The following is an 18379-nucleotide window of genomic DNA, read 5'->3' on the forward strand; positions in this document are numbered from 1 at the left end:
TTATCGGTGACGGTTGTTTCGGTTTTTGTGCCACTGCTTTAAAAATCCGTCCGTCGAATTGCTGTCTGCGAGGCGGACTCTACCACGTGATTATAGGCCTCGCGTAGCCACCCGACAGCCCGTGACGCAGATCACACGTATACAGCCATCACCCCCTGCATTTTGGTGATCATCATCACAAAAACAGCCTGTAACCGAGCTACACTGACGATTATTTGAGCGCACCCCTGCCAAATATGTGACTTAAGTCACTTTTTGTTAACGAGTCTTTATCATTAAAACGTGATATTGATCACAAAGTATTTTTCGCCGGACTTGTGTATTTCGCTTAAAAAGCATTCAGACGTGTCTGAGGAAAGGAAAACTGAGTTTACGGGAGAGATGTTGAAAGAAAATTACAGGGGGAGCGGGTATCCGGAATACCCGCTTCTTCTTTAATCGGGGACAGGTTCATCACGAAGCTTATTAGTAACATTCAAAATCACTTTTGATTCAGAATCACCATAACTATCCAGATATTGTGGATCAACGTGATGGGAAGCAGGGATTTCATAAGAAATTGGCTTGCCTCTGTCATCTTTTCTCGGACGGCTATAACCGAAAAATTTTGTATACCGTCTCGGTGCCGTTCCCTCAAAATTCTCGAAAATAACCTTTTTAGTTTTATCCGTACTGTCGGCATGAGCTATCGAATCACCGTGAAGGTCTTCAGCCAGACTCTTGGCATAAGGTTCGATATAAACCACCCTCTTCAATCCAGCGGCAACAATATGTCGTGCACAGTTGTGGCAAGGATAAGTTGTGCAATAAAGTGTCTTATCACAAGTACTTGCATTCGCAAGACGCGCCATCGTAGTAATTGCATCCATTTCGGCATGAATAGCACGCGAGTATTCAATCAGGGACTTTATTTTTGGGGTTTTCATAATCTGTATTGCAAGTTCATTCGCCCGTGACGGATCACTACGGGCGATCACTGCTTCGACCTCACGCCTGACTAAATCCTTGTGCATATCACTATGGCAGCCATCGTTGTTATAACAGCGTTTATCGCTCTTGCTTTCACAGGAATAGAGCCCACCACCTGCAGCAGGTACATCGTTGCAGCCAGTGGAGAGGATATTGCAATTATCATCCGTAATAGCAGCCCCCACCTGACGCGATAAACAGGCAGAGCGTAATGCGGCTGAATTCGCGGTGAACATGCCGGTTTCATCCTGGCTGGGACTCACATTATTTGCGCCATGTACAAGGTCGATAAATCGGGCTATCGATTTTTTAATCTGATCATTATTTATGTTCCTGATAAAATAATCGGCACACTGCAATGTGTCCTCGACATGTTGACCATAAGGGTACTCGGAACGCCTGTCGCGCCTGATTATTTCGGCAATCTGATGATCGTTAAGAAAATCCTTTTTCAAATTAATAACTCTTTCATTAATCGTTCTCACTAAGCCGATCAGATAAAAATTATTACGATACACCTCACGAAAGAGATCAACTTCTTCAGGATGTTTTAATTGATCGACAATGTAAGCTATTTTACTGGTTGATTTTCCTGAGGCTCCTTTAAAATCTCCCGTATTTAAATTTGCCGTCCTGATAACTTTTATTTTCCGGATAACCAATTCGGAGTTAATGATATTGCCATGTTTTTCACGCAGAGTATTACCGAGATTTTGCAACTGGATAAAATGCTCATAACCTTCAAGTTTCTTTAACTCTGCCGCTTCAGCAGCTGACAGGGTGTCTGCCATTAAATCGCTAATTCTTATATGCACAACATGATAATTACAGGCTTTAAGTTTAGTGATGATTTTTTCTTTAAGGGTTTTAACCCCTGATCCACTCGCCCCACAAAGTCCGATGACCAGTTCTTGTGAGCGGCGCTCACGAATATCATCAATGCTGTTATTGTTGCCGAATGATTGATTTGATGCAGGTAATGAAATGATTTTTTTTGCCGGTTCAGCCATAGACACTCCAATGACTGGACAGCCTGAATGTTACCAGTCTAGCTTGGCTGCTTCTTCCAAAACCTGAGCCATGGCCTTTTTATATGCAGCAGACTGACGCCGGGCCGAAAGATCAATAACGTGCTCTGATCCCGTGCTCTCCACTGCTGAGAATTCGGAATGCTGTTCATCCGTTTTCAACGCAGCATAATCAGCGAATTGAACAATCATAAGCTATCCATGTAATCAGTAAAAAATTGAGTAAACTCTGCTGGCAGATCCCAGAATCAGAGATTGTTTCATTGGATGAATATCCATGAAGAAAAGAAGGTTACCACGTCAAAACCCACGAAGTGAGTAAAAATTTACTCAGTTTCAGCCGTTACATTCGATACTGAGAAGTGCTTTCCAAACTATACCTGAGAAGAAAATCCGACAGCACAGGCTGCCGGATTGAAACAAAAATTACTTCCCGCCCTGCGCCTTCATAATGGCTGCCTGCAATTCTTCAGCAGACACAGCACCAGGCAGAACGCTGGTGTTTTCAGCGGTCGCGCCGCTGGTTGGCATCACCACGAACCCTGGCGTACCGCTGAAGCCCAGCGTACGGGCCAGCTCATCGTTAGCGGCGATGGCTTCGTGCGTCGCTTTACGCTGTGCATCGGTTGGCGCTGTCGCTTTCGCGGCTTTCACTGCACCGGCGATATCGGCATCCGTAAGCTTACCTTCGTCATGACCGGTGCGGTAAATGCTGTTGTGGTAATCAAAGTACGCCTGAGCGCCTTTTTCTTTCCAGATAGCCATACCGGTTTCAGCCGCAGTGATGGACGCTTTCCAGCGGTCACCAAAGATTGGCCATTCTTTGAAGACGAAACGTACGTTCGGATTGGCTTTCACGGTCTGCTCAACAACCGGCGCCATGTGGCTGCAATACAGGCACTGGTAATCGAAGAATTCCACGAACGCGACTTTTGCATCTTTCGGGCCGTAGCTTGGGGTCGCAGGGTCGTTCAGCAGAGCTTTAGAATTTGCCAACACCGCGCTCAGGGTTTGCTGTTGTTGCTGATCAGCCTGCTGTGCCTGCAATTTCTGGCTGACCTGCACCAGGATTTCCGGGTGCTGCAACATGTAATCCGCCGCAATTTTACCAATGGCTTCCTGTTGCGCCGGGGTAAAATCTGCGGTTGCGCTGTCGGCAGCAAAAGCCAGCGTCGGCGCCAGCACCAGAGAAGCCAACAGAGTCATCATCTGACGTTTCATCAAAAATCCTTAAAGTGAAAGACGGGAAAAAACTGACAGTTACCTTCAAAAGTAGAGGAACTCAGCCGGATTTGCAGGCAAAAAATTGTCATTTTTTATAAACAGGCGGACAGGATCTCAGTCAATAAAAAAGCCACGTACAAGATGACGTGGCTTCGTTGCTGATATCAGTCAGGCTTAGTTGCTAAAATCGCCCTGTGCGACTTTTTGCGCCTGAAGCAATGTCTGCTGTTTACCCACCAGATTCGACATCATGGTGTTGTACTGCGTGGCCTGTTGCTGCGTCGGGAACTGCACGCCGCCGTTGGCGAAAGCAACCTGCGTGCCCTGCTGTTGCAGGAAATCACCCACAGACGCGATATCCTGCGTGAAGCTTTGCAGCGCAGGCACCAGTGGTGTCAGCACGTTAGCAGGCTGGGTCACCACGCTGTTGTATACCTGGCTATAAACCGCTTTCAGATCGTCCGGTTGTTTCAATGCCGCCATCGCGGTGTCGGCTTTCACTTTTGAGTCACGCAACTGCGCATTCAGCAAGCTCAGCGTGCTGGCCGCCTGTTGCAACGCGCTGCGCTGAGTCATGTAATCCTGCGGTGTACGCACCTGACCAATCGCGCTCACCACCGGCACCAGGCTACCTTCAACGGCACCTTTCATCTGGCGGGAGAATGACAGAATGATGCCGTAGTCATTCGCGTAATTACCAAAACGTTGTTTCTGATCTTCACTCAGCGACGGCAGATTTTGCCCGCTACGCATCACGGTATTTTGCAAATAATCGATAAAGGCTTTGCGTTGCTCCGGTTCTTTATCGCCGCATGCAGTGAGCTGAAACACCACCAGCAGTGCGATAAACGGCGCCAGCCAGCGAGAAAATGCACCGCTTCTGATCCCTACAGCCATGAGTCCTGACTCCTGATTTCAATGTTCTTCTTCCGGCCAGTTCCCTGCCGATGCTGTGCATTCCATGCGGGTTATAGGATAGAACAATTGGGGGGAGAACGCTTTTTAAAAAAGCGTAGAAATTGGCATCCGATAAGCTGCCTTGCTCCTCCCCCTGCTAAGGGGAGGCCAACCCTCCCCTTAGCAGGGGGAGGGAGCAAAAACTTAACTTACTGAAGCAGCGAAATATCCGCCACCTGCAGGAACAACTCCCGCAGTTTGGAGAGCAGCGTCAGGCGGTTGATACGCACCGCTTCGTTCTCATCCATCACCATCACGGTATCAAAGAACGTATCGACGGTTTCACGCAATGCAGCCAGTTCCACCAGCGCTTCTTTGTACTGACCGGCGGCAAACAGCGGTTCCAGCTTGTCGCGCAGAACCACCAGATGCGTCGCCAGTTTCAGCTCAGCAGGTTCTTTCAGTACGGACGCGTGGACGTGATCCAGCAGAACATCCGTGGATTTCGCCAGAATGTTGGACACACGCTTGTTGGCCGCCGCCAGCGTGGCCGCTTCATCCAGCGTACGGAAGTAGCTCACCGCTTTCACGCGCGCATCGAAATCAGCCGGTTTGGTCGGACGACGTGCCAGCACAGCCTGAATGGTATCAACTGCGTGACCTTCTTCCTGATACCACGCGCGGAAACGACCGAGCATGAAATCAACCACATCATCTACTATCTTCTCGTTAGTCAGCTTGTCGCCGTACAGACGCACTGCTTCTTCGGTCAGGGTTTGCAGATCAAGCGGCAGGTTTTTCTCAACGATAATACGCAGAACACCCAGCGCGGCACGGCGCAGTGCGAACGGGTCTTTGTCGCCTTTCGGATGTTGACCGATGCCAAAAATACCGGCCAGGGTGTCCATCTTGTCAGCGATTGCCAGCGCGCACGCTACCAGCGAAGCCGGTAACTCGTCGCCCGCAAAGCGTGGCTGATATTGCTCGTTCAGCGCAACCGCGACTTCTTCCTGCTCGCCGTCGTGACGTGCATAATGCATGCCCATCACGCCCTGCGTGTCGGTGAACTCGAAGACCATGTTGGTCATCAGGTCACATTTAGACAGAAGACCGGCGCGTTTTGCGTTCTCAACGTTGGCACCGATTTTCTCAGCGATCCAGCCAGACAGCGCCTGAATACGGTCGGTTTTGTCGCGCAGCGTACCCAGTTGCTTCTGGAACAATACGGTTTCCAGACGCGGCAGGTTATCTTCGAGACGTTTCTTGCGGTCGGTATTGAAGAAGAATTCGGCATCGGCCAGACGCGGACGCACCACTTTCTCGTTACCGGAAATGATTTGCTGCGGATCTTTCGATTCGATGTTGGCGACAAAGATGAAGTTCGGCAGAAGTTTGCCTGCGGCGTCGTACACCGGGAAATACTTCTGGTCGCCTTTCATGGTGTAAACCAGCGCTTCAGCCGGAACAGCCAGGAATTTCTCTTCGAATTTCGCGGTCAGCACCACCGGCCATTCAACCAGAGACGCGACTTCTTCCAGCAGACTTTCACTCAGATCAGCGATACCGCCAATTTCTTTTGCCGCTTTTTCCGCGTCACGTTTGATCAGCGCTTTACGCTGCTCGTAATCGGCAATGACTTTGCCGCGTTCCAGCAGAATTTGCGGATACTGATCGGCATTATCAATCGTGAATTCAGGCTCGCCCATGAAGCGGTGACCGCGAAGAGTGCGGGCAGAATCGATACCGAGAATTTTCGCCGGGATCAGCTCATCGCCTAACAGCAGGGTGACAGTATGCACCGGACGCACGAACTGCACGTCGGAATCGCCCCAGCGCATCAGTTTAGGAATTGGCAGTTTAGACAGTGACGTGGCGATCATCGCAGGCAGCAGTTGTTGCGCGCTTTCGCCTTTGACGTGCGCACGGTAAACCAGCCATTCGCCTTTGTCAGTGACCAGACGATCGGCCTGATCAACGGTGATACCGCAACCGCGAGCCCAGCCTTCAGCGGCTTTGCTGGGTTTGCCTTCGGCATCGAATGCCTGCGCCACAGCCGGGCCGCGTTTTTCGACTTCGCGGTCAGCCTGGGATTCATGCAGACCAGAGACTTTCAGCGCCAGACGGCGCGGCGCGGCAAACCATTTTACGTCGCCGTGTGGCAGATTCGCCGCATCCAGCTCCGCAGTCAGGTTAGCGGCAAAAGATTCAGCAAGGCTGCGCAGAGCCTTCGGTGGCAGTTCTTCCGTGCCGATTTCCACCAGAAATGTTTTTTCAGTCATGGACTTTTCTCACTTCTCGTTCTTTTTGCACATCGGGAAGCCCAGCACTTCGCGGGAAGCGTAATACGCCTCAGCTACCGCTTTAGTCAGGGTACGGATGCGCAGAATGTAGCGCTGACGTTCAGTCACAGAAATCGCTTTACGCGCGTCGAGCAGGTTGAAGCAATGGGCCGCTTTCAGGATGCGCTCGTAAGCAGGCAGTGCCAGTGGCTTTTCGAGCGCCAGCAGGGTTTGCGCTTCTTTCTCGTGCTGTTCAAAACAGGTGAACAGGAAATCGACATCGGCGTATTCAAAGTTATACGTCGATTGTTCCACTTCGTTCTGATGGAACACGTCGCCGTAGGTGGTTTTACCCAGCGGACCGTTGCTCCACACCAGATCGTAAACGCTGTCCACGCCCTGGATGTACATCGCCAGACGTTCCAGACCGTAAGTGATTTCGCCGGTTACCGGTTTACATTCCAGGCCGCCGACCTGCTGGAAGTAAGTGAACTGCGTCACTTCCATGCCGTTCAGCCACACTTCCCAGCCGAGCCCCCAGGCGCCGAGCGTCGGGTTTTCCCAGTTGTCTTCAACGAAGCGGATATCGTGGATCAGCGGATCAAGACCCAGCTCTTTCAGTGAGCCGAGGTACAGCTCCTGAATGTTTTCCGGTGAAGGTTTGATCATCACCTGAAACTGATAATAGTGCTGCAGGCGGTTCGGGTTCTCGCCGTAGCGGCCGTCAGTCGGACGGCGTGATGGCTGAACATAGGCTGCCGCAAAAGGCTCAGGGCCGAGTGCGCGCAGACTGGTCATCGGGTGCGAGGTCCCCGCGCCGACTTCCATATCCAGCGGTTGAACAATGGTGCAGCCCTGCTGCGCCCAATAATCTTGCAGTGTCAGGATCAGGCCCTGGAATGTCTTGGTATCAAACTTTTGCATGTTGGATTCGCACGCGAGAAAGTGGGTGTAAAGAGAGTGCGACAGTATACCCGCTGCACGGAAGATAATCAGCCAGAATCAGGCGACTGAGCGTCACAGAGAGGCAGTGTTTAGTTTTGGATGCGATTTTTTCGGAAAGTGAAAGGGGCTGAGCGCCCCTTTTATCCCTTAAAACCGCGCACTCAGCCCGGCGTTGTAGGAGGTTTGTTCGCCGGAATCCAGTCCGGTGGTTTGTGAAATAGCCGCAAATGCTGAAATGCTGTGGGTGATTTGCACGTTTAAGCCTGCGGTCATATCCACCCAGTCGTCGTCCTGTTCGCCGGTGGTGCGGCTGAACCGCGTGCGGGTGGATTTGATCGCGCCGGTGGTGGTGTAGGTTTTATCGCCAAACTGGCGGTCATAGGTGACCTGCGCATACGGATTGACGATGCCGAGTTCGGCATTCACCCGCCAGCCGAGCGCACCGATTTGTGAATGAGAAGTCTGATCGCCAAAACGCATCGAGGTACTGTTGTTGCCCTTCTCGCTGTAACCTTCAACACTGCTGTAATCCCAGCTGTATTGCGCCACCGGCCCGGTTTTCAGCACCGGCAGAACCGGGAAGTCCCAGCCTGCGGTGACGCGTCCGCCGATCTGTTTGCCGTCCGTTTCACCGCGCTCCGTCCGGGTGGTAGGCCCGAGCGTAATGCGGCGTTTGATATCGTCATAATTGAGCGAGCCGTAGTGCACATCGCCGTTGATCCAGCCATTTTCGGCGATTTTAATGCCGGTGAAGGCGGTCGCCATCCAGCCGCGCGTACGGTAGCTGTAATGATCTGTCGGATCGTCTTTATCATCGGAGCCGGAAAGCATAAGCCCCATCATCCAGCGATCGGTCATCTGATAATCCATGCCGATATTCAGCGAGTTAGCCGTCAGGTCGCCATCACCCAGCCCCATCGACGGGCTGAATTTGCTGTCCGCACTTTGCCCGGCATAACCGCCAAACATGCCGAAGGTTCCCGCATCGTTATCCTGCGTACGCAACTGCTGATAACGGCTGTCGAGCAAGCCTTGTGTATTTCGCGCCAGCGCCAGTGAACCCTGACTCAGCGCAGAAGCTTCCAGCGGGCCGTCGAGCACCGACTGCATATATTGCGCAATCAGCGCGTGCGCCTGAGGCGTCGGGTGGAAATGGTCAGAAAACAGGAAAGCTTTGCTGCTGTCGAAACCCGGCAGATTCGAAGTACATTCCGAGGCGGATGTCCCGACCGGACAGGCCGTACCGGCAGTATTGGCAAAACCGTACCGCGCCGGATCGGCAACCACTTCGTTGAACAGCCCGTTGATATCCACGCGTGCAATATTGCCGCCGGTTTTCGCCAGCGCGATATCTTCGGTGGTGTTGTAGGTGTCGGTCAGGCCGCCCGCCACGTCTTTCAGCGCGTCATACGCGGCCGCCAGCCCTTTGGCGATCACGTCCTGTACCAGCGGAATGCCCGAGCCTTTCGCCGCAGCGGCCGCCAGCGCATTGTGAATGGCCTCGGTGCGGGCATCGGCATCCGGCGTATTTTGTGCATTCAAATACTGATACGCCGCTGCCAGCGCCTGTTGCTGCACCGGCAGCAATCCGACCTGGATCACGCCTTCCATCAGCACCGGTGTCAGACCGATATTCGGCACCGTCGGCACCACAACCGTGCCAGCACCGGCTTTCAGTAAATCGTTCACCTGTGAGGCCGCCTGCGTCGCGCTGTTGGTGGCAATTTCGACCGCCGTAACCGGATTCAGGCTCAGCGCCGCAGCGGCCAGATCGTTGCCGCCAATCCAGTGAACATACAGCCCGTTCGGATCGGCTTTGCCGCCGGTCGACGTCAGATAGCTTTTAACCTGATCCTGGGTGGTGTAATCAGAATCCAGCCCCGGCACCGCCACACCGCCACCTTCGGCATAGTTCAGGCCGCCTTTTGAAGAAGGAGCTAAGGTTGTGCCGATGTTGTTCGCCAGGATCTCGTCATAAAGCGGATGCGTGCTGCTGTCGAAGGTCCAGCGACCAATGTTACCGGTGTCGCTCAGGCTGTCGCCGAACACATAAAGCTGGTCAAAAGCCTTCGCGGGAGCCTGTAAACCGAGGCACAGTGCCACGGCAAATGCTCCCTGAGAGAGTCGTAAAATCGACGAATTCTTGCCTGCCATAACGGTGATTTCCCTCAATAATGACGCTCAACGCAAGGATTAAACGTAAGGATTACGTAATGATTGGCTTTAAATATTGTTCAGATCCGACCAGCGTCAAGGTGGGGATTTAGAAATTGCGACGTTGCAGAGTTATCCGAGAAGCCACACACTGACACCACGCATTTAAGCCTCTTATAAGGACGACAGAATGGCGACTACCCGATGCAACTGGGTTTCGAAAGAACCGATTTACCTCGAGTATCACGATAAAGAATGGGGCGTGCCGGTTAAAGATGGCCGCGAATTGTTTGAAATGTTGTGTCTGGAAGGCCAGCAGGCCGGTCTGTCGTGGATCACCGTGCTGAGAAAACGCGAAAACTATCGCCAGAATTTTCATCACTTCGACCCGGTGCGCATTGCGAAAATGACCGATGACGACGTGGAGCGGCTGGTGCTCGACGCCGGGATCATCCGCCATCGTGGCAAAATCAAAGCCATTATCGGCAACGCACAGGCGTATCTGGCGATGCAGGCCGGTGGCGAAGACTTCTCTGAATTCATCTGGAATTTTGTTGGCGGCCAACCGGTCATCAATAATCCGCTTGGCCCGGAAGGGGTTCCGGCGACCACCGCCGTATCCGATGCCATGTCCAAGGCGCTGAAAAAGAAAGGCTTTAAGTTTACCGGCTCGACAATTTGTTATGCCTTTATGCAGGCGGCCGGGCTGGTGAACGATCATCAGTCATATTGCTTCTGCCATCCGGCGAATCAGCCGTCATGATCCGTGCAGCGCGGCCCGCCGACACCGAAGCCATTCTGATGCTCTGGCTGCGCAGTTCTTTGCTTTCACACGCGTTCATCGCCGAATCCTACTGGATTGAAAGCCTGCAAATGGTCAGAGAAGATTTTCTGCCCAAAGCCAGAACCTGGGTCGATTGCGACGAAGATGATCAGGTTTGCGGATTTATCAGCGTGATGAATCAGCAGTTTATCGGTGCGCTGTTTGTAGAAGCCTCACACTACGGCGATGGCACCGCGCAGCGTCTGATGGCGGCGGCAAAGGAGGAATATCCGGTGCTGCTGCTGGAGGTTTACCAACAAAATGATCGCGCCGTCTCGTTCTATCGCAAGGAAAATTTTGAGATAACCGCGAACACCCGCCATCCCGGCACGGATATGCCAACGTACATTCTGCGCTGGCATCATCCCCTTTCTGAATAAGTTCCAAAAATCCGTAAAAATACAAAAACGGATATCCGGAATTCTCCTACTGCTTAACGTGCCGAAATTGCGCATAAAGAGCGCCAGAACGCCGCAGGACTGATGTCCTCCCGTTGCATTTGTTTATGTTTTGACACCTTTTTCTGTGCAACTTGTCAGAAAGCGCGAAGTCATAATGCAGCGATGAAGTTCTGAATAATAAACATCCTGAAGGAAATAAGATGAGCAAAAGATTAGTTGTGGTTGCGGGCGTACTTTGCGCCACCCTGGGCCTGTCGGCCTGTACCACTAACCCTTACACCGGCGAATCAGAAGCAGGGAAATCCGGCATTGGCGCAGGTCTTGGGGCCGCGCTCGGCGCAGGCGTCGGTATGCTGTCTTCTTCTAAACACGACCGCGGCAAAGGCGCGCTGATCGGTGCCGCAGCCGGTGCCGCACTGGGCGGCGGTGCAGGTTATTACATGGATGTGCAGGAAGCTAAACTGCGCGACAAAATGAAAGGTACCGGCGTCAGCGTGACCCGTCAGGGCGATAACATCGTGCTGAATATGCCGAACAACGTCACCTTCGACACCAACAGCAGTACGCTGAAACCGGCAGGCGCTAACACGCTGACCGGCGTGGCGATGGTACTGAAAGAGTATCCGAAAACCGCCGTCAACGTGATCGGTTACACCGACAGCACCGGCACCCGCGCGCTCAACATGAAACTGTCGCAGCAACGTGCTGACGGCGTGGGCAGTGCGCTGATTACACAAGGTGTTGAAGGCAGCCGCGTACACACCACCGGCGCCGGCCCGGATAATCCGATTGCCAGCAACAGCACCGAAGCCGGGAAAGCGCAAAACCGTCGTGTAGAAATCACGCTAAGTCCGTTGCAGTAAACTCTGAATATCCTTATTCATCACGGGGCCTTATGGCCCCGTTTTGTCTGGCATGTGATATTCTCCCGCAATGTGTCTCCTCAACGGCGTTACGGGTGTCAGTATGTCTCTGAAAGCTATCGCGAAAGATCTCGGTATTTCCGTGACCACCGTCAGCCGCGCGCTGAACGGTTACGATGACGTTTCAGCAGAGACCAAAGCCCGTGTTCAGGCGGCGGCAAATGTGCGCGGTTACCGCCCCAACACCCTCGCCCGCCGGTTGAAAATGGGCAAGATCGACGCCGTTGGCCTCATTTTTCCCTTCACTTCCCACCCTTTAAGTAATTCTGCTTTTATCGAAATGGTCGGTTGTATCACCCGTGAACTGGCCAAACATGAAATCGACCTGTTACTGGTGCCGGATGAACTGGGCACCTTTTCGTGGCGGCGTCTGATTGAAAGCAAACGCGTCGATGCCATGCTGGTGGCGCATACGCTTGATAACGACCCTCGCCTGCTGGATTTGCAGCAACGCAATTTCCCGTTCCTGGCACTGGGCCGCAGCGGTTGCCTGACGCAGGACTACGCCTGGTTTGATTTCGATAACCGCGCCGGTATGCAGATGGCGGTCGATCATCTCGCCGCACTCGGCCATCAGCGCATCGCGTTTCTTGGCGAAAATAATCAGCAATCGTTTATCGGACAGCGTTATCAGGGGTATCTCGACGGGTTGCAGGTCAACGCCCTGCCGGAAAACCCGGACTACATGCATAAAATCAGCCCAAGCCGTCGCGCCGGTTATCAGACCACGCAGGCATTGCTGGCGCTACCGGTACCGCCAACGGCGATTGTCTGCGACTGCAATATGCACGGCGAAGGCGCAGCACTGGCGTTACATGAAGCCGGTTTACTGCTCAGTGGCGGTATATCACTCATCATTTTTGACGGATTACCCCGTGACAGCGTGCCGGATGTGGCGGTGACCGCCGTCCGCCAGGGCACCCGCGAAGCGGTCGGTTTGCAAATCGCCACCATGACAATGTCGCTGATCCGCAACGAGCCACTGAAAGATTTACAGGTTCTCTGGCAGCCTGAACTGCAGGCGGGCGTTACCGCACATCCACCACGCTGATACTTCCCCTTTCGGTTATTTTTCCACCCTATATCACAAATCTGACGATTTACATTTCCCATCCGAAACGTTTCGGATCAATAGTTACTCCACCTGATCGCGTCTTATCAGCGCAAATCTTTGTTTGGAGCAGCGACTATATGGAAAACCAGATTGTTCATTTAACCGGCGGGAATACCAGCCTGATCGTGCGTTGCATGCCTTACGCCGAAATTCTTTACTGGGGAAACCGCCTCAGCCAGTTTTCAGCGAATGACATTATTTCGCTGAGCCGCGCGGTGCCCAATGGCCGGATTGATGTCGAAGCGCCGGTGAATGTCAGCGCGGATTCCGGACGCGGTTCTTTCGGCACACCGGGCATGGAAGGCCATCGCGACGGGCTGGACTGGTCGCCGGTGTTCAATACCACGCAGGTAAAGCACGATGAAAACCAGCTCATCATTACTACCGAAGACGTGGTCGCCGGACTGCAATTTCGCAGCGAGTTACGCCTCGATGACAGCGGCGTTTTACAGGCACGTAACAGCCTGACCAACCTCAAACCCGGCACGTATCAGGTGACGCGACTGGCCGTGACGCTGCCGCTGCCGGAACGCGCCGCCGAAGTGATGGCCTTTCATGGCCGCTGGATCAAAGAATTCCAGCCGCACCGCACACGGCTGGATCACGGCGGCATCATTCAGGAAAACCGTCGCGGCAAAACCTCTTCCGAATATTTTCCGGCGATGATGATCGGTCATCCGGGTTTCAGCGAAGAACAGGGCGAAGTCTGGGGAATGCATCTGGGGTGGAGCGGCAACCACAGGCTGCGCGCCGACATCAAAATCGACGGCCGCCGTCTGGTGCAAGCCGAAGCGTTGTATCTCCCCGGTGAGCAACGACTCGGGCAAGGCGAAACTCTGGAAACGCCCTGGTTGTATGCCAGTTATTCCGCCAGCGGCCTGAACCGCATGAGTCAGCAATTCCACCAGTTTGTGCGTGAACAGATTTTGCGCTTCCCGGCTGAGAAACCGCGTCCGGTACATCTCAATACCTGGGAAGGGATTTATTTCGATCACGATCCTGACTACATCATGCAGATGGCGACCGAATCCGCCGCGTTAGGTGTGGAACGCTTCATTATCGACGACGGCTGGTTCCGTGGCCGCGACCATGACCGCGCCGCGCTCGGTGACTGGTATCTCGACGAGAAGAAATACCCGAACGGCCTGAAACCGGTGATCGACCATGTAAAAAAACTCGGGATGGAATTTGGCATCTGGGTCGAGCCGGAAATGATTAACCCGGATTCCGATTTATACCGCGCCCACCCTGACTGGCTGCTGGCGTTGCCGGGCTATCAGCAACCGAGCGGACGTCACCAGTTCGTGCTCGATCTGAACAATCCGCAGGTCTTTGATTATCTGCTGGAACGCATGAGCTGGCTGCTTGGCGAGCACGACGTCGATTATGTGAAATGGGACATGAACCGTGAAATTGTCCAGCCCGGCCATGAAGGTCGCGCGGCACTGACGTCACAAACGCAGCAGTTTTACCGCCTGCTCGACGCGCTGGGCGAACGGTTCCCGCAGATTGAGTTTGAATCCTGCGCGTCCGGCGGGGGTCGCATTGACTTCGAGGTGCTCAAACGCAGCCACCGTTTCTGGACATCCGACAATAACGACGCGCTGGAGCGGCAGAAAATTCAGCGCGGCATGAGCTATTTCTTCCCGCCGGAAGTGATGGGGTCGCACATCGGCAACAAGCTGTGCCATGCCACCTCACGCCAGCACAGCATTGAATTTCGCGGCCTGACGGCGCTGTTCGGTCACATGGGGATTGAGCTGGATCCGGTGAAAGAAGGCGATACCGAACGCGCCGGTTTTGCGAAATACACCCGCCTTCATCAACAACTTCGCCCGTTATTACACAGCGGCGACGTTTACCGCGTGGATACACACGACGAGACGGTGCTGATCAATGGCGTGGTCAGTGAAAGCGCCGATCGCGCGGTATTCCTGGTCAGCCAACTGGCGATGCCCACCTGGTCGTTACCCGGTGTGTTGCGGGTGCCGGGGCTAAGATCTGATGCGCGTTATCGCGTGACGGTGCTGGATGAACCGCCATTGCTGGCGGGTGGCGGCAGCGGTCACACCATGCGCGTACAACCGGCGTGGCTGTATGAATCTCCGGTATTGAGCGGCGAATGGCTGGCAAATGCCGGGCTGGCACTGCCGGTGTTGGATCCGGAAAGTGCCCTGCTGCTGGGCTTCGAAGAAATCAGATAACAACAAAAAACGCCGGTACGACAGTGCCGGTTTTCATGGTTTCGGCAAGGAAATCACTATGAACTCTACACAAACCTCCGATCGTTGCTTCTACAAAAACAATACTAATTTCTGGATATTTGGCAGCTATTTCTTCCTGTATTTCTTCATCATGGCGACCTGTTATCCGTTTTTACCGATCTGGCTTTCTGACGTGATCGGCCTGAGTAAGACGGAAACCGGTATCGTGTTCTCCAGCATGTCGTTGTTTGCCATTCTGTTTCAGCCGATTTTCGGCATCATTTCAGACAAGCTCGGCCTGAAGAAGCATCTTCTGTGGGTCATCGCCGTGCTGCTGTTCCTGTTTGCGCCATTCTTCATTTACGTCTTCGCGCCGTTGTTAAAACTGAATATTGTGCTCGGTGCCATTCTCGGCGGCGCCTATATCGGTTTCGTCTTCGCGGGCGGTTCGGGCGCGACTGAGGCGTATATCGAAAGAGTGAGCCGCAACAGTTCGTTTGAATACGGTAAGGCGCGGATGTTCGGCTGTTTCGGCTGGGGGATTTGCGCCTCGACGGCGGGTGTGCTGTTTAATATCAACCCGGATATCGTGTTCTGGATGGGTTCCGGGGCCGCAATCATTTTGATGATTTTGCTGCTGATTGCCCGTCCACAGGAAAACAAAAACGCACAGGTTTTGGATAAACTCGGTGCCAATCAGCCGCAATTCTCGCTGAAAACGGCGGCTTTATTACTGAAAGAGCGCAAACTGTGGATGCTGATTTTGTATGTCATCGGCGTGGCCTGTGTGTATGACGTGTTCGATCAGCAGTTCGCGACGTTCTTCAAAACTTTCTTCGCGTCGCCACAGCAGGGCACGGAAATGTTCGGCTACGTCACCACCGCCGGTGAGTTGTGTAACGCACTGATTATGTTCTGTTCTCCGTGGATCATTAACCGCATCGGCGCGAAAAACACCTTGCTGCTGGCAGGCACGATTATGTCGATCCGCATTGTCGGTTCGTCATTTGCCACCACGGCGGTTGAAGTGATTTTGCTGAAGATGCTGCACGCGCTGGAAGTACCGTTCCTGCTGGTTGGCGTGTTCAAGTACATCACGCAGATTTTTGATGTCCGGTTCTCGGCGACCATTTATCTGATCGGGTTTAACTTTGCCAAACAACTGGCGGCGATTTTCCTTTCGGCCTTCGCGGGCAGTTTGTATGACCGTATCGGATTCAGTGATACTTATCTGATCCTCGGCGGTATTGCCTTTGGCGTGACGATCATTTCCGCGTTTACCCTGAGCAGCAGGCCGAAGCCTGAAGCGGTTTCCGGGGTGCAAACGGCAGAAGGTTTGCGCTGACTTGCGGATGCAGTCTTTCAGCACTCTGTGCTAGTCTCCGTGGGATGAGCAAGAAGGGAGAAAGGCTGTGAGCAAAAAACAGGAACCGGGCGCTGCGGTTCGCGCCACGATACGTGACGTCGCCAGTGCCGCCAAAACCGGTAAAACCAGCGTTTCACGTTATCTCAACGGTGAACAACACCTGCTGTCCGATTCGCTGAAAGAGCGCATCGGACGGGCTATCTCCCTGCTCGATTATCAGCCCAGCCAGATGGCACGTAGCCTGAAAAGCGGGCAAACGCGGCTAATCGGGCTGATCCTCGCTGATATCACCAACCCGTATTCTGTCGATGTGATGCGTGGCGTTGAAGCCGCCTGCCGTCAGGAAGGGTTGACGCTGCTGGTGTGTAACACCAATAACGAGCTGGATCAGGAAAAGCATTACCTGCAATTACTCAGCAGTTATCGCGTCGATGGCATTGTGGTGAATGCCGTGGGTATGCGCGAGGCGGCGATTTCTACGCTGCAACAGGCCAATTTACCCATGGTGCTGATTGACCGTAAAGTGGCGAATTTCGCCTGCGACGTGATCGGACTTAACAACGTGGAAGCCACTCAGATGATGACCGGTCATCTTCTGGAGCAGGGGTTCGAAGCCCTGCTTTTCATCAGCGAACCCGCCAATATAAATACCCGCTTTGACCGCTTACACGCCTTTCTGAAATGCATGCAGCAATCTCCGCAGTATATTGCCGAACAGGGTGAAATTGAGCTGAGTAATACCGAAGGGCTGGATAATCTGCTGAAGGACTTTGTGGCACGGCACGCGGATAAACACAAAGCGGTGATGTGTGTGAACGGTGCACTGACGCTACAGGTTGCACGCGCTATGCAGCGGCTGAATCTGCGCTGGGGGCCGGACATCGGTTTATCCGGCTTTGACGAACTGGTGTGGGCAGAACTGGCGGGCGTCGGCATTACGACGCTGAAGCAGCCGACTTACGACATGGGCGTGGCGGCGCTCAGACAACTGGTGACCCGCATTCAGGGCAATACTGAGCCGGTTAAAGACCTGGAGTTTTCCGGCGAACTCATTGCGCGCGGTTCTACAGCAGCGCGCTGATCCCTCTTCTTCCCCCTGAACCTGCCCGTTCTTCGTGAGCGGGATCATATTTTTGCGCTTTTGTCCTGTCGATTGGAACCGGTTCCAATTAGGTTGTATAAAACGAAACAAAACGTTAACAACGGCTCGACCTGTCATTTGTTCCACTAAAATAAGGTTTCGGAAATGATTGCCTGCGCCAGATTACAGGGCGCTTTCACAGGATAAGTATTCATGAAAAGAGAAATCGTCATTGTTACCGCAGCCTACGGCAACAGCGTGGTAAAAGCCCGCGGCGGCCAGGCGGAGCTGCTTTCAGTGATTGCTGATGCTAAGGCCGACGGTGTGGAAATTCGTCGCGAATTGTTCACTGCCGGAGAACTGGATTCGTTGCCAGCGCTGGCAGAAAAAATTAAAAGTCATGGATTGTTTGCGGTGTATTCCGTGCCGTTTCCGCTGTTTTCAGCCGGTGGCAAGCTTAATTCTGATGCATCACAATATTTTGAAGAGGCGCGCATTCTCAATGCCCGCACCATTAAGTTTTCTCTCGGCGAATTTATGCCGGGCCAGGATCTGACCCCGCTGAAGGTTGTGCTGGCGTCAAGCCCGGTGAAGCTGGTGGTTGAGAATGACCAGTCGCCGGATTGCGGCATTCTTTCACGCATTAACGCTTTTATGTTTGCTGCTGAGTCGCTGCATCTGCCGTTAAGCATGACGTTCGACATGGCCAACTGGCTGTGGGTCGGACAGGATCCGGCCGTGGCCGCTGAGCGTCTGGCGCGTCATGTGGGTTATGTGCATGTCAAAGCTGCACAAAAACGTAGCGGAAAATGGCATGCCGTCGCGCTCGATGACAGCGATGGCAGTTGGGAACCTTTATTGAAAAGCCTGCCTCAGGATGTGCCACGCGGTATCGAATTCCCGCTTGAGGGTGATGATCTGACCGCGGTGACGCGCCATTACGTAGAACTGTTACGTCAGTAAGCGCCGTC

General features: G+C 53.4%; 15 protein-coding genes. 8 read left to right on the top strand and 7 right to left on the bottom strand.

The genetic code is table 11. The features are described from left to right. Positions 1-434: 434 nt before the first annotated feature. The 7 genes from GW591_RS19875 to GW591_RS19905 all read right to left on the bottom strand — a co-directional run bounded on the left by GW591_RS19875 (position 435) and on the right by GW591_RS19905 (position 9496). Complete coding sequence (locus GW591_RS19875) at positions 435-1979, bottom strand: anti-phage dCTP deaminase (RefSeq protein WP_166861280.1); 1545 nt, start codon at positions 1977-1979, stop codon at positions 435-437. 30 nt (positions 1980-2009) lie between these two features. Continuing rightward, on the bottom strand, positions 2010-2189 hold the full coding sequence (locus GW591_RS19880) for a hypothetical protein (protein WP_013573382.1): 180 nt from the start codon (positions 2187-2189) through the stop codon (positions 2010-2012). A 234-nt stretch (positions 2190-2423) separates the two neighbouring features. After that, positions 2424-3218: a DsbA family protein gene (locus tag GW591_RS19885; RefSeq protein WP_121020031.1), complete on the bottom strand. Its 795-nt coding sequence runs from the start codon at positions 3216-3218 to the stop codon at positions 2424-2426. Between the two features lie 177 nt (positions 3219-3395). Then, positions 3396-4118: a DUF3053 domain-containing protein gene (locus GW591_RS19890; protein ID WP_013573380.1), complete on the bottom strand. Its 723-nt coding sequence runs from the start codon at positions 4116-4118 to the stop codon at positions 3396-3398. A gap of 209 nt (positions 4119-4327) precedes the next feature. Further along, positions 4328-6397, bottom strand: coding sequence for a glycine--tRNA ligase subunit beta (gene glyS, locus GW591_RS19895; RefSeq protein WP_166861282.1), 2070 nt, complete (start codon positions 6395-6397; stop codon positions 4328-4330). A gap of 9 nt (positions 6398-6406) precedes the next feature. Next, positions 6407-7321: a glycine--tRNA ligase subunit alpha gene (gene glyQ / locus GW591_RS19900; protein WP_014333298.1), complete on the bottom strand. Its 915-nt coding sequence runs from the start codon at positions 7319-7321 to the stop codon at positions 6407-6409. 168 nt (positions 7322-7489) lie between these two features. Further along, complete coding sequence (locus GW591_RS19905) at positions 7490-9496, bottom strand: autotransporter outer membrane beta-barrel domain-containing protein (protein ID WP_119261062.1); 2007 nt, start codon at positions 9494-9496, stop codon at positions 7490-7492. Between the two features lie 190 nt (positions 9497-9686). On the opposite strand from GW591_RS19905, the gene GW591_RS19910 reads away from it, so the two are divergent. From GW591_RS19910 to GW591_RS19945, 8 genes are all read left to right on the top strand, one after another. After that, positions 9687-10259, top strand: coding sequence for a DNA-3-methyladenine glycosylase I (locus GW591_RS19910; RefSeq protein WP_037033862.1), 573 nt, complete (start codon positions 9687-9689; stop codon positions 10257-10259). Continuing rightward, on the top strand, positions 10256-10699 hold the full coding sequence (locus tag GW591_RS19915) for an N-acetyltransferase (protein ID WP_013573373.1): 444 nt from the start codon (positions 10256-10258) through the stop codon (positions 10697-10699). Before GW591_RS19910 ends, GW591_RS19915 begins: the two co-directional genes overlap by 4 nt. A gap of 221 nt (positions 10700-10920) precedes the next feature. Beyond that, the gene (locus tag GW591_RS19920; protein WP_037033864.1) at positions 10921-11583 is read left to right on the top strand and encodes an OmpA family lipoprotein; all 663 of its coding nucleotides are present in this window, start codon (positions 10921-10923) and stop codon (positions 11581-11583) included. Between the two features lie 103 nt (positions 11584-11686). Further along, positions 11687-12694, top strand: coding sequence for a LacI family DNA-binding transcriptional regulator (locus GW591_RS19925; protein WP_014411432.1), 1008 nt, complete (start codon positions 11687-11689; stop codon positions 12692-12694). A gap of 140 nt (positions 12695-12834) precedes the next feature. Continuing rightward, positions 12835-14961 carry an alpha-galactosidase gene (locus GW591_RS19930; RefSeq protein ID WP_166861284.1) on the top strand — a complete coding sequence of 709 codons (2127 nt, stop codon included), beginning with the start codon at positions 12835-12837 and terminating at the stop codon, positions 14959-14961. 58 nt (positions 14962-15019) lie between these two features. Continuing rightward, positions 15020-16306 (top strand): MFS transporter, encoded by a 1287-nt coding sequence (locus GW591_RS19935; protein ID WP_013573369.1) that lies wholly within the window; start codon positions 15020-15022, stop codon positions 16304-16306. Between the two features lie 67 nt (positions 16307-16373). Next, on the top strand, positions 16374-17408 hold the full coding sequence (locus tag GW591_RS19940) for a LacI family DNA-binding transcriptional regulator (protein ID WP_037033868.1): 1035 nt from the start codon (positions 16374-16376) through the stop codon (positions 17406-17408). A 213-nt stretch (positions 17409-17621) separates the two neighbouring features. Further along, entirely contained in the window at positions 17622-18371 is a 750-nt protein-coding gene (locus GW591_RS19945) for a sugar phosphate isomerase/epimerase family protein (protein ID WP_037033869.1), read from the top strand. The last annotated feature ends 8 nt before the right edge of the window (positions 18372-18379 follow it).

The sequence above is a fragment of the Rahnella aceris genome (genome assembly GCF_011684115.1).
Lineage (GTDB): Bacteria > Pseudomonadota > Gammaproteobacteria > Enterobacterales > Enterobacteriaceae > Rahnella > Rahnella aceris.

Coding starts and splice junctions, on each gene's coding strand:
- GW591_RS19930 (WP_166861284.1), top strand. CDS start 12,835: ATGGAAAACCAGATTGTTCATTTAACCGGCGGGAATACCAGCCTGATC.
- GW591_RS19905 (WP_119261062.1), bottom strand. CDS start 9,496: ATGGCAGGCAAGAATTCGTCGATTTTACGACTCTCTCAGGGAGCATTT.
- GW591_RS19925 (WP_014411432.1), top strand. CDS start 11,687: ATGTCTCTGAAAGCTATCGCGAAAGATCTCGGTATTTCCGTGACCACC.
- glyQ (WP_014333298.1), bottom strand. CDS start 7,321: ATGCAAAAGTTTGATACCAAGACATTCCAGGGCCTGATCCTGACACTG.
- GW591_RS19885 (WP_121020031.1), bottom strand. CDS start 3,218: ATGAAACGTCAGATGATGACTCTGTTGGCTTCTCTGGTGCTGGCGCCG.
- glyS (WP_166861282.1), bottom strand. CDS start 6,397: ATGACTGAAAAAACATTTCTGGTGGAAATCGGCACGGAAGAACTGCCA.
- GW591_RS19920 (WP_037033864.1), top strand. CDS start 10,921: ATGAGCAAAAGATTAGTTGTGGTTGCGGGCGTACTTTGCGCCACCCTG.
- GW591_RS19915 (WP_013573373.1), top strand. CDS start 10,256: ATGATCCGTGCAGCGCGGCCCGCCGACACCGAAGCCATTCTGATGCTC.
- GW591_RS19910 (WP_037033862.1), top strand. CDS start 9,687: ATGGCGACTACCCGATGCAACTGGGTTTCGAAAGAACCGATTTACCTC.
- GW591_RS19935 (WP_013573369.1), top strand. CDS start 15,020: ATGAACTCTACACAAACCTCCGATCGTTGCTTCTACAAAAACAATACT.
- GW591_RS19880 (WP_013573382.1), bottom strand. CDS start 2,189: ATGATTGTTCAATTCGCTGATTATGCTGCGTTGAAAACGGATGAACAG.
- GW591_RS19890 (WP_013573380.1), bottom strand. CDS start 4,118: ATGGCTGTAGGGATCAGAAGCGGTGCATTTTCTCGCTGGCTGGCGCCG.
- GW591_RS19875 (WP_166861280.1), bottom strand. CDS start 1,979: ATGGCTGAACCGGCAAAAAAAATCATTTCATTACCTGCATCAAATCAA.
- GW591_RS19945 (WP_037033869.1), top strand. CDS start 17,622: ATGAAAAGAGAAATCGTCATTGTTACCGCAGCCTACGGCAACAGCGTG.